General features: G+C 60.0%; 8 protein-coding genes. All 8 read right to left on the bottom strand.

The features are described from left to right. Positions 1–131: 131 nt before the first annotated feature. The 8 genes from gcvP to arcD all read right to left on the bottom strand — a co-directional run bounded on the left by gcvP (position 132) and on the right by arcD (position 11,003). On the bottom strand, positions 132–2,984 hold the full coding sequence (gcvP, locus tag M9827_RS24040; RefSeq protein WP_250607514.1) for an aminomethyl-transferring glycine dehydrogenase: 2,853 nt from the start codon (positions 2,982–2,984) through the stop codon (positions 132–134). A gap of 11 nt (positions 2,985–2,995) precedes the next feature. Beyond that, positions 2,996–3,379, bottom strand: a complete 384-nt coding sequence (gcvH, locus tag M9827_RS24035) for a glycine cleavage system protein GcvH (RefSeq protein WP_250607512.1) — start codon at positions 3,377–3,379, stop codon at positions 2,996–2,998. Between the two features lie 417 nt (positions 3,380–3,796). Beyond that, positions 3,797–5,305 (bottom strand): transcriptional regulator GcsR, encoded by a 1,509-nt coding sequence (gene gcsR, locus M9827_RS24030; protein ID WP_250607510.1) that lies wholly within the window; start codon positions 5,303–5,305, stop codon positions 3,797–3,799. 404 nt (positions 5,306–5,709) lie between these two features. Then, positions 5,710–6,072, bottom strand: coding sequence for a DUF5064 family protein (locus tag M9827_RS24025; RefSeq protein ID WP_250607508.1), 363 nt, complete (start codon positions 6,070–6,072; stop codon positions 5,710–5,712). Between the two features lie 62 nt (positions 6,073–6,134). Then, positions 6,135–7,064, bottom strand: coding sequence for a carbamate kinase (gene arcC, locus M9827_RS24020; RefSeq protein WP_250607506.1), 930 nt, complete (start codon positions 7,062–7,064; stop codon positions 6,135–6,137). A 141-nt stretch (positions 7,065–7,205) separates the two neighbouring features. Further along, the gene (locus M9827_RS24015; protein WP_250607504.1) at positions 7,206–8,216 is read right to left on the bottom strand and encodes an ornithine carbamoyltransferase; all 1,011 of its coding nucleotides are present in this window, start codon (positions 8,214–8,216) and stop codon (positions 7,206–7,208) included. A 69-nt stretch (positions 8,217–8,285) separates the two neighbouring features. Further along, the gene (arcA, locus tag M9827_RS24010) at positions 8,286–9,542 is read right to left on the bottom strand and encodes an arginine deiminase (RefSeq protein ID WP_095048203.1); all 1,257 of its coding nucleotides are present in this window, start codon (positions 9,540–9,542) and stop codon (positions 8,286–8,288) included. Positions 9,543–9,575: 33 nt separating this feature from the next. Beyond that, positions 9,576–11,003: an arginine-ornithine antiporter gene (gene arcD, locus M9827_RS24005; protein WP_250607502.1), complete on the bottom strand. Its 1,428-nt coding sequence runs from the start codon at positions 11,001–11,003 to the stop codon at positions 9,576–9,578. Positions 11,004–11,490: the final 487 nt, after the last annotated feature.

The following is an 11,490-nucleotide window of genomic DNA, read 5'->3' as shown; positions in this document are numbered from 1 at the left end:
GCTTGCCAGCGATGGCGGTGTGTCAGGCAGCAGAGATTGAGACTGATCCACCCTCATCGCTGGCAAGCCAGCTCCCACAGGAATCCGTGGTGTTCTGGAGAAAGGGGCAGGTTTTCCCGCCCCTTATTCTTTTAAGCGTAGCTTTCGATCGACGGGCAGGCGCAGACCAGGTTGCGATCACCGAAGACGTTGTCGACACGACCGACCGGTGGCCAGTATTTGCCTTCGATCAACGACGCTACCGGGTACACCGCTTGTTCGCGGCTGTACGGGTGGGTCCACTCGCCAACCAGCTCCGCCGCCGTGTGCGGGGCGTTTTTCAGCGGGTTGTCGTCCTTGTCCAGCGTGCCGTTTTCCACCGCGCGGATTTCTTCGCGGATGCGGATCATGGCGTCGCAGAAGCGATCCAGTTCTTCTTTGGATTCACTTTCGGTCGGCTCGATCATCAGCGTGCCCGCTACCGGGAACGACATGGTCGGGGCGTGGAAGCCGAAGTCGATCAAGCGCTTGGCGACGTCATCGACGCTGATGCCGCTGCTGTCTTTCAATGGACGCAGATCCAGAATGCATTCGTGCGCCACCAGGCCGTTGCTGCCGGTGTACAGCACTGGGTAGTGCTCTTCGAGGCGACGGGAAATGTAGTTGGCGTTGAGGATCGCCAACTGCGAAGCGCGCTTCAGACCGGCGCCGCCCATCATGCGAATGTACATCCAGGTGATCGGCAGAATGCTCGCGCTGCCGAACGGTGCTGCGCAGACCGCGCCTTCCTTGCGTTGCATCTGGCCGTGGCCGGGCAGGAACGGGGTCAGGTGCGACTTCACGCCGATCGGGCCGACGCCCGGGCCGCCACCGCCGTGCGGGATGCAGAAGGTTTTGTGCAGGTTCAGGTGCGAAACATCGCCGCCGAACTTGCCCGGTGCACAGAGGCCGACCATCGCGTTCATGTTGGCGCCGTCGATGTACACCTGGCCGCCGTTGTCATGAATGATCCCGCAGATTTCGCGGATGCCTTCTTCGAACACGCCGTGGGTCGACGGGTAAGTGATCATCAGCGCAGCGAGGTGTTCGCGGTGCTCGATGGCTTTGGCACGGAGGTCTTCGATGTCGACGTTGCCGCGGGCGTCGCAGGCAGTCACGACCACGCGCATGCCAGCCATGTTGGCGGTGGCCGGGTTGGTGCCGTGAGCGGACGACGGGATCAGGCAGATGTCGCGGCGCTCATCGCCACGGCTCTGGTGATAGGCGCGGATCGCCAAGAGGCCTGCGTATTCGCCTTGCGAACCGGCGTTCGGTTGCAGCGAGATCGCGTCGTAACCGGTGGCGGCGCAGAGCATCGCTTCCAGTTCATCGGTCAGTTGTTGGTAGCCGGCACTTTGCGCGGCTGGAGCGAACGGGTGCAGCGCACCGAATTCAGCCCAGGTCACCGGGATCATTTCGCTGGCGGCGTTGAGTTTCATGGTGCACGAGCCCAGCGGGATCATGGTGCGATCCAGCGCCAGATCCTTGTCCGCCAGTTTGCGCAGGTAGCGCATCAGCTCGGTTTCCGAGTGATAACGGTTGAACACCGGGTGGCTGAGAATCGGCGACTGACGCACCAGCGCAGCAGGGATGGTGCTCTGCACCGAAGCAGCCAGCGCAGCGAAGTCCGGCAGGGCCTTGCCGTCGGCGAACAGGCCCCACAGGGTTTCGATATCCGCCTGGGTGGTGGTTTCGTCCACCGACAGGCCAAGACGCTGAGCATCGATCACGCGCAGGTTGATCTGTGCAGCGTTCGCCTTGTCGTGCAGCGCGGCGGTTTGCGCGCCGGTGGCTACGGTCAGGGTGTCGAAGAAGCTGGCTTGTTCGACTTCCGCGCCCAGAGCGGTCAGGCCCTTGGCCAGAATCGCGGTCAGGTGATGCACGCGGTTGGCGATCTGGGTCAGGCCTTTCGGGCCGTGGTAGACGGCGTACATGCTGGCGATGTTGGCCAGCAGCACTTGTGCGGTGCAGATGTTCGACGTGGCTTTCTCGCGGCGGATGTGTTGCTCGCGGGTTTGCATCGCCAGGCGCAGCGCCGGTTTGCCGAAACGGTCAACCGAGACACCGACCAGACGGCCCGGCATGTCGCGCTTGAACGCATCTTTGGTGGAGAAGTACGCAGCGTGCGGGCCACCGAAGCCCAGCGGCACGCCGAAGCGTTGTGCCGAACCGATGGCGACGTCCGCGCCGAACTCGCCCGGGGCGGTCAGCAGGGTCAGGGCCAGCAGGTCTGCGGCCACTGCAACCAACGCGTTGGCGGCGTGGAAGCGCTCGGTCAGTTCGCGATAGTCGAACACGTCACCGTTGCTCGCCGGGTATTGCAGCAGCGCGCCGAAGAACGGCGTCACGTCAGTCAGTTCACGCTCGTCGCCGACCACAACTTCAATGCCCAGCGGCTCGGCACGGGTGCGCAGCACGTCGAGGGTTTGCGGGTGGCTGTGGATCGAGGCGAAAAATTGGTGGCTGCCTTTGTTCTTGCTCAAGCGTTTGCAGAAGGTCATGGCTTCGGCAGCGGCGGTGGCTTCGTCGAGCAAGGATGCGTTGGCGATCGGCAGGCCGGTGAGGTCGCTGATCATGGTCTGGAAGTTCAGCAGCGCTTCGAGACGACCCTGGGAAATTTCTGGCTGGTACGGGGTGTACGCGGTGTACCAGGCCGGGTTTTCCAGGAGGTTGCGCAGGATCGGCGACGGCGTGTGGCAGTTGTAGTAGCCCTGGCCGATGTAGGTCTTGAACAGCTGGTTTTTGCCGGCGATGGATTTGATCATCGCCAGGGCATCGGCTTCGCTGAGGCCGTCGTCCATGCCGAGCACGCTGGTGCCCTTGATGCTTTCCGGGATGACGCTGGCGCTCAGGGCTTCGAGCGAATCGAAGCCGAGGCTGTTGAGCATGGCTTGCTCGTCACCGGCGCGCGGGCCGATGTGACGGGCGATGAATTCGTTGGCGGTGCCGATGTTGATTTGGCTCATGTCGTTATTCCTCAGGCTTCGGCTTGGGCTTTGATCAGGCGGTCGTAGGCGTCTTGATCGAGCAGTTTGGCCACGGCCGATGCGTCGGCAGGCTGGAAGCGGAAGAACCAGCCTTCGCCCAGCGGATCTTCGTTGACCAGTTCCGGGGCGTTTTCCAACGCCGGGTTCACTTCCAGCACATCGCCATCGAGGGGCATGTATACGCCGCTGGCGGCTTTTACCGATTCGACGGTGGCGGCTTCGGCGCCTTTTTCGTAAGCCTGCAGCTCAGGCAGTTGCACGAACACCACGTCGCCCAGGGCGTTCTGCGCGAAAGCGGTGATGCCGACAGTAACGCTGCCGTCAGCTTCGGTGCGCAGCCATTCGTGATCTTCAGTAAAACGCAACTCGCTCATGGAAACTCCTCAGGGGGCCAGACTCGTCTGGTGGACGCGGTGGAAGGCTTGGGCAGGGAAGCCCTTATTTATGAGGAGTTGATTAGCAAGATCGCGGCCAATGTGAGTTTTTCTATATAAAACAATGGCTTGTGGATTTTTTAAGTTGTGGCTGAGGGTGTGGGTGTAGCGAAATCGCTACAGCGTGGGGCAGGGAAAAAAGCTGAACGGGATCAAAGCCTTGCACGGCGGTGACTGGCGGAGGGTGTAGCGATATCGTTCCGCTGTAGCGCTTTCAGTACAGGTGGAGGTCGTTTTTGAAGCAGATATGCCTGGTGTAGGAGCTGCCGAAGGCTGCGATCTTTTGACTGTGTTTTTTTCAACATCAAGATCAAAAGATCGCAGCCTTCGGCAGCTCCTACAGGGGATTTGGGTGAGTCAGGGTTTATTGGGAATGCCGTATTTGCGCAGTCGATGGGCGATGGCGGTGTGCGAGGTTTGCAGGCGGCTGGCCAGTTGGCGGGTCGAGGGGTAGCTGACGTAGAGTTTTTCCAGCAGCGTTTTTTCGAACGACTCGACCGCTTGTTCAAGGCTGTCGACATCGCTGTCTGCCTGACGTGCCACCGAGGTGCCGGCAATGTCGAGATCGCCGATATCCACCAGGCTGCTCTCGCAAATCGCCGCCGCGCGGAAGATCACGTTCTGCAACTGCCGCACGTTGCCCGGCCAGCGATTGTCGAGCAGCGCCGGGTAAGTCCCCGGGGCGAGGCGGCAGACCGGGCGCTGAATCTGCGCGCAAGCCTGCTGCATGAAATATCGCGCCAGCAACAGAATGTCCTGGCCGCGCTCGCGCAGCGGCGGGACTTCGACGTTGAGCACGTTGAGGCGGTAGAACAGGTCTTCGCGGAACAAGCCCTCGCTGACCATTTTTTCCAGGTCGCGGTGAGTCGCGCTGAGGATGCGCACGTTGACCTTCACTTCGCGATCACCGCCCACGCGACGGAAGCTGCCGTCGTTCAAGAAGCGCAGCAGCTTGGCCTGCAAGTACGGCGACATCTCGCCGATCTCATCGAGAAACACCGTGCCCTGGTTGGCCAGTTCCATCAGCCCCGGTTTGCCGCCGCGCGCCGCGCCGGTGAAGGCGCCGGGGGCGTAGCCGAACAGTTCGCTCTCGGCGAGGTTCTCCGGCAGCGCCGCGCAGTTGAGGGCAAGAAACGGTGCACTGTGGCGAGCGCTGATGGCGTGGCAGGCGCGGGCGACCAGTTCCTTCCCAGTGCCGGTTTCGCCTTGAATCAACAGCGGTGCGTCAAGGGCGGCGACTCTTTGGGCGCGAGCCTTGAGCGTGCGGATCGCCGGGGATTCGCCGAGCAGTGCATCGAAACCTTCGGCGTGGTCGTGGTGCAGCGCCGAGAGTTGTTCGCCGATGCGGTTGGGTTGATACAAGGTCAGCAAGGCGCCGGCGTCGGTGATCGGCGTGGCGTCGAGCAGCAGGGTCTGGCCGTTGACCGTGATCTCGCGCAGCGGCAGACGGAAGCCATTTTCGAGCAAGGTGTCGAGCAGCGCGGGATCGTTGAACAGTTCCGCGACACTCTCGCCGGCCGGTTCGCGACCGTACAACGCGATCAACGCCGGGTTGGCCAGCAGCACCTTGCCGGCACTGTCGAGCGCCAGAACAGGATCGGTCATTGCCGCCAGCAATGCGTCGAGCTGCAAATGCCGACGCTGGCCGGGGAGGATGTCGACCACGGTCACCGCTTCCACGCCGAGCACCCGGAACAGCGCATCTTTCAGTTCTTCGAGCACTTGCGGGCTCAGGGTCGGTGCGTCGATGTAGACGTTCGGCGGGATCATCTCCACCGCATCCAGATTGAGATTGCGCCCACCGAGGATAGCCAGGACTTCCTGGGTGATGCCGACGCGGTCGATGAAGCTGACGTGGATACGCATGGGGCGGTTCAGTGATCTGCAGAGCGGAGGGTGGCAAGTATGCCTTGGGCTTGGAGAGAGGTGAAAGCAAAAGCACCCTCACCCCAGCCCTCTCCCGGAGGGAGAGGGGGCTGACCGAGGTGTCTTGGGGTCTACATCGACCTGAAGTAGCCAGTCGATTATGGATTCGGTAAAGCGAGTTCAGGTCGGCGTAACTCCGAAGCATCTCCCAATCAGTCCCCTCACCAGCCCTCTCCCAAGGGGAGAGGGGGCCGACCGAGGTGTCTGAGGTTTGACATCGACCTGAAAGAACCAGTCGATTATGGATTCGGTAAAGCGAGTTCAGGTCGGTGTAACTCCGAAGCATCTCCCAATCAGTCCCCTCTCCCTCGGGGAGAGGGCTAGGGTGAGGGGCTTTTCAAGGTTTACTCAAAATGCTCAAGATTGACCGGGTCGCCGGATTTCATATCGAGCTGCTTGCGAATGTCTTCAAACATCAGATCGTAATGCTTGTGCACCGAGCCGATCTGGCTGTGGGTTCTGGGTATGCCATATTTCTCGGCGATTCGCGTCACGTTGTTGGCGAAGTTGTAGGCCTCCTCCTTGGGCAGGAAGAAGGTTTCTTTCATGTCTTTTCCCTGAAGGTTGCCATGCATCGTGAACTGGATGCCTTTGCCTTTTTGCGGATCGGTGAACACTTCATAGTCGAGGTGTACGTTGTAACTGACATCGTCCGGGGTCAACGCGTGCCGCTCGATATGCAAATGACCGGGTTCAAACTGGGCCATGGTTTTCTCCTTTCAAGGCATTGGAGAAGGGCAGACCCTCGGTCTGCCCCCGTAGTTTCTGATTATCGGTAAGTGATGCCGGGCTTCGCGGTAGTCACGCAAGTACCGGCCGTGCCCTGGACGATGGCTTCGATGTCCGCCAGCGAACCGATCACCGCGACCTTGCCAGTATGGCGTGCAAATTCGCAGGCTGCCTGCACCTTCGGCCCCATCGAGCCGGCGGCGAAACCGAGGCGTTCGAGTTCATCCGGGTGCGCTTCGGCGATGGCTTTCTGCGTTGGTTTGCCGTAATCGATGAACGCCGCGTTGACGTCCGTGGCGATCACCAGCAAATCGGCTTCCAGTTGCTCGGCGAGCAGCGACGAGCACAGGTCCTTGTCGATCACCGCCTCGATACCCTTGAGGTTGCGGTTCTCGTCATACATGGTCGGAATCCCGCCGCCACCGGCGCAAATGACGATGCTGCCCTTGTCCAGCAGCCACTTGATCGGGCGGATTTCGAAGATGCGTTTTGGCCGAGGGCTGGCGACCACACGGCGGAACTTGTCGCCGTCCGGGGCAATCGCCCAGCCTTTTTCGGCGGCGAGTTTTTCCGCTTCAGCCTTGTCGTAGACCGGGCCGATCGGTTTGCTCGGTTTCTGGAAGGCCGGATCCTTGGCGTCGACTTCCACCTGAGTGAGCAGGGTGGCGAACGGCACTTCGAAGTCGAGCAGGTTGCCCAGTTCCTGTTCGATGATGTAACCGATCATGCCTTCGGTTTCGGCACCGAGCACGTCCAGCGGGTAAGGGGTGACGGAGGTATAAGCCGCCGCTTGCAGTGACAGCAGGCCGACTTGCGGGCCATTGCCGTGGGCGATGACCAGTTGGTTGCCGGGATGGATCTTGGCGATTTGCTCGGTGGCGATGCGGATGTTGGCGCGCTGATTGTCAGCGGTCATCGGTTCACCACGGCGGAGCAGGGCGTTACCGCCCAGCGCTACGACGATACGCATGGTGCATGTCCTTTTCGTGTTGATCGTTCCCATGCTCTGCGTGGGAATGCCGCCACGGACGCTCCGCGTCCGCTGTGACGCAGAGCGTCACGGGATGCATTCCCACGCGGGAGCGTGGGAACGATCATGGATCAACAGTGGTTACAGATCAGCCAGGGTCGAGACCAGAATCGCCTTGATCGTGTGCATGCGGTTTTCCGCTTGCTCGAAGGCGATACAGGCAGGCGACTCGAATACGTCGTCGGTCACTTCGATGCCGTTTGCCAGGTGCGGATACTGCTCGGCGATCTGTTTGCCGACCTTGGTATCGCTGTTGTGGAACGCCGGCAGGCAGTGCATGAACTTGGTACGCGGGTTGCCGGTGGCTTTCATCAGTTCGGCGTTGACCTGGTACGGCAGCAGTTGCTGGATACGCTCAGCCCAGGCTTCCACCGGCTCGCCCATCGACACCCAGACGTCGGTGTGAATGAAGTCGACGCCTTTGACCGCCGCTTTCGGGTCTTCAGTCAGGGTGATACGTGCGCCGCTTTCTTCCGCATATTTGTGGCAACGCTCGACCAGATCATCCAGTGGCCACAGGGCTTTCGGCGCACAGATGCGCACGTCCATGCCGAGTTTGGCGCCAACCAGCAGCAGCGAGTTGCCCATGTTGTTGCGTGCGTCGCCCAAGTAGGCGTAGCTGATTTCATGAATCGGCTTGTCGGCGTGTTCACGCATGGTCAGCACGTCGGCGATCATCTGAGTCGGGTGATATTCGTCGGTCAGGCCGTTGAACACCGGCACGCCGGCGAACTTCGCCAGCTCTTCGACGATTTCCTGTTTGAAGCCACGGTATTCGATGGCGTCGTACATGCGCCCGAGCACGCGGGCGGTATCTTTCATGCTTTCTTTGTGGCCGATCTGCGATGAGTTCGGGTCGATGTAGGTGACGTTGGCGCCTTGGTCATAGGCTGCCACTTCGAAGGCGCAACGGGTGCGGGTCGAGGTTTTTTCGAAGATCAGGGCGATGTTGTTGCCCTTCAGGTGTTGTTGTTCGGTGCCGGTGTATTTCGCGCGTTTCAGATCGCGGGACAGGTCGAGCAGGTAACGCAGCTCACGTGGTGTGTGGTGTTCGAGGCTGAGCAGGTTACGGTTGTGAATGTTGAAAGCCATGATGGATCTCCTTCGGTGTCGGTTATCCCCCTGGCCGCACTTTATAAGTGCCGGCCAGGGCTCAGAGGTTTAGTAATCGATCGGGTCGCGGATGATCGGGCAGGTCATGCAGTGGCCGCCGCCACGGCCTCGGCCCAGTTCACCGGCGCTGATGGTGATGACTTCCACGCCTGCCTTGCGCAGCAGGGTGTTGGTGTAGGTGTTGCGGTCGTAGCCGATGACCACGCCCGGCTCCACGGCCACCACGTTGTTGCCGTCGTCCCATTGCTCGCGTTCGGCGGCGAAGCTGTTGCCGCCGGTTTCCACCACGCGCAGCTTCGGCAGGTTGAGGGCTTTGGCCACGGTGTCGAGGAAGGTGCCTTCTTCGCGGCGGATGTCGATGCCGCCCTGTTTGCTTTCGTCAGGACGCAGGGTGAACGCGACGATCTGATTCACTACTTCCGGGAAAATCGTCACCAGGTCGCGGTCGCAGAAGCTGAACACGGTATCGAGGTGCATCGCGGCGCGGGACTTCGGCAGGCCGGCGACGATGACTTTTTCCACGGCTTTGTTCTTGAACAGGTTCAGCGCCAGTTGGCCGATGGCCTGACGCGATGAGCGCTCGCCCATGCCGATCAACACCACGCCGTTGCCGATCGGCATGACGTCGCCGCCCTCGAGGGTGGAGCTGCCGTGATCCTTGTCCGGGTCGCCGTACCAGATCTCGAAATCGGCGTTGGTGAATTGCGGGTGGAATTTGTAGATGGCGGTGGTCAGCAGGGTTTCCTGACGGCGCGCTGGCCAGTACATCGGGTTCAGCGTCACTCCGCCATAGATCCAGCAGGTGGTGTCGCGGGTGAACTGGGTGTTCGGCAGCGGCGGCAGAATGAAGCTCGAATGGCCGAGGAAGTCGCGGAACATCTGGATGGTCTTGCCGCCGAAACTGTCCGGCAGATCATCGGCAGATACGCCACCGATCAGGAATTCAGCGATGTGTCGCGGTTCGAGGCTTTTCAGCCAGGATTTGACTTCGTTGATCAGGCCCAGGCCCACCGAATCGGCGGTGACCTTGCGCTCCAGGATCCAGTCCAGCGCCTCAGGGATGGCGACGATGTCGGTCAGCAGGTTGTGCATTTCCAGTACATCGATGCCGCGCTCGCGCATTTTGGTGACGAAGTCGAAGTGGTCACGCTTGGCCTGGGCCACCCAGAGCACATCGTCGAACAGCAGTTCATCGCAGTTGTTCGGGGTCAGCCGCTGATGGGCCAGACCTGGGGAGCACACCATGACTTTGCGCAGTTTGCCGGCTTCGGAATGGACGCCGTACTTAACTTTTTCCGTGGTCATTTCAGATCCTCCAGATAACAAATCAATCAGGGGTTACAGAGTCAGGAAGCCGTCGTAAAGACCGTAGGCCGCCACCAGGGCACCGACGACCACTGCGGCGAAAATCAGCTTCTCGACGTTAGTGAAAATCGCTTGTTTGAGTTCCAGCTTGGCCTTGGCGAACAGAATCGCGCCGGGTGCGTAAAGCAGGGCCGAGAGCAGCAGATACTTGACCCCGCCGGCATACAGCAGCCACACCGCGTAGATCAGGGCGATGCCGCCGATAATCAGATCCTTGCGCCGCTCGGCTGCAAAGCCTTCATAGCTTTCTCCGCGCACCGCCAGCAGCAGGGCGTAGGCCGCCGACCACAGGTACGGCACCAGAATCATCGAAGTGGCGAGGTAGATCAGCGACAGGTAAGTGCTGGCCGAGAACAGGGTGATGATGAGGAAAATCTGCACCATCGCGTTGGTCAGCCACAGGGCGTTGACCGGCACATGGTTAGCGTTTTCCTTGCGCAGGAACGCCGGCATGGTGTGGTCTTTGGCGGCGGCGAACATGATCTCCGCACACAGCAGCACCCACGACAGCAGCGCCCCCAGCAGCGAGATGATCAGACCGACGCTGATCAGCACTGCGCCCCAGTGACCGACCACATGCTCGAGCACGGCGGCCATCGACGGGTTCTGCAGTTTCGCCAGTTCCGGTTGGGTCATGATGCCCAGCGACAGCACGTTGACCAGCACCAGAAACAGCAGCACGGTGATGAAGCCGATCACGGTGGCTTTGCCGACGTCCGAGCGTTTTTCCGCACGGGCCGAGAAGATGCTTGCACCCTCGATGCCGATGAACACCCACACGGTGACCAGCATCATGTTGCGCACCTGGTTCATCACACTGCCCAGATCCGGATTTTTGATGCCCCAGATGTCGGCGGTGAAGATGTCCAGTTTGAAAGCGAACACCGCGATCAACACGAACAGCAGCAGCGGTACGACCTTGGCAACCGTGGTCACGAGGTTGATGAACGCCGCTTCCTTGATCCCGCGCAGCACCAGAAAGTGCACCGCCCACAACAGCACCGAGGCGCCAATCACCGCTGCGACAGTATTGCCCTCACCGAAAATCGGGAAGAAGTAACCGAGGGTGCTGAAGAGCAGAACGAAGTAACCGACGTTGCCCAGCCAGGCACTGATCCAGTAGCCCCAGGCGGACGAGAAACCCATGTAATCGCCGAAACCGGCCTTGGCGTAGGCGTAGACGCCGCCGTCCAGGTCAGGCTTGCGATTGGCGAGGGTTTGAAAGACAAAAGCGAGGGTGAGCATGCCGACAGCAGTGATGGCCCAACCGATAAGTACCGCACCGACGTCGGCGCTGGCGGCCATGTTTTGAGGCAAGGAGAATATCCCGCCACCGATCATTGAGCCGACTACCAATGCAACCAGTGCACCTAGTCGTAGTTTTCCGGGAGCTTCAGACATTGCATGACTCCATTGCAGGAGAGAAGAGATCACAGCGTAGTTCTGTTGTCTGTTCAAACAGCTGACTTAGATCAGTGCATGGTCACATTCCATTGTTAATGAATGACTTAGGCTTCGACTGAAGGCATAAATACTCTGCCCGCAAGGCCCGTCCTAGAGGCGTTGTGGCTACATTGTTGGGAATGGCTATTATTACTTTCGAATTATCACGCTAGTTCTTTTTCAGCTTTTGGCAAATTTTCAGCGTCTGTTTTCAGTACAGAATTGAATTATCGGGATCAGCGCACAAAACTGTCTTAACGTGCTAGGCGTTAGCGTCATCGGCTATATATAAACAGGCGTTAATTGGCGTTACCTGATAAACGTCATCTACCTTTATCCGTTTAGTTAATAGTTGTTACAAATGCACGCTCACCACACTTCAAAGGGAAACTGAAATGTCGCAACCGACGCAAAAGCTGCGATTAGGCGCGTTGATCGCGCTGGT

Origin of the sequence: Pseudomonas sp. AKS31, assembly GCF_023634765.1 — a bacterium.
Classification (GTDB): Bacteria; Pseudomonadota; Gammaproteobacteria; order Pseudomonadales; family Pseudomonadaceae; genus Aquipseudomonas.
The sequence above is the reverse complement of the archived record's forward strand: the minus strand, read 5'-3'. Positions and strand labels throughout refer to the sequence as shown.

Coding starts and splice junctions, on each gene's coding strand:
- gcvP (WP_250607514.1), bottom strand. CDS start 2,984: ATGAGCCAAATCAACATCGGCACCGCCAACGAATTCATCGCCCGTCAC.
- gcvH (WP_250607512.1), bottom strand. CDS start 3,379: ATGAGCGAGTTGCGTTTTACTGAAGATCACGAATGGCTGCGCACCGAA.
- gcsR (WP_250607510.1), bottom strand. CDS start 5,305: ATGCGTATCCACGTCAGCTTCATCGACCGCGTCGGCATCACCCAGGAA.
- M9827_RS24025 (WP_250607508.1), bottom strand. CDS start 6,072: ATGGCCCAGTTTGAACCCGGTCATTTGCATATCGAGCGGCACGCGTTG.
- arcC (WP_250607506.1), bottom strand. CDS start 7,064: ATGCGTATCGTCGTAGCGCTGGGCGGTAACGCCCTGCTCCGCCGTGGT.
- M9827_RS24015 (WP_250607504.1), bottom strand. CDS start 8,216: ATGGCTTTCAACATTCACAACCGTAACCTGCTCAGCCTCGAACACCAC.
- arcA (WP_095048203.1), bottom strand. CDS start 9,542: ATGACCACGGAAAAAGTTAAGTACGGCGTCCATTCCGAAGCCGGCAAA.
- arcD (WP_250607502.1), bottom strand. CDS start 11,003: ATGTCTGAAGCTCCCGGAAAACTACGACTAGGTGCACTGGTTGCATTG.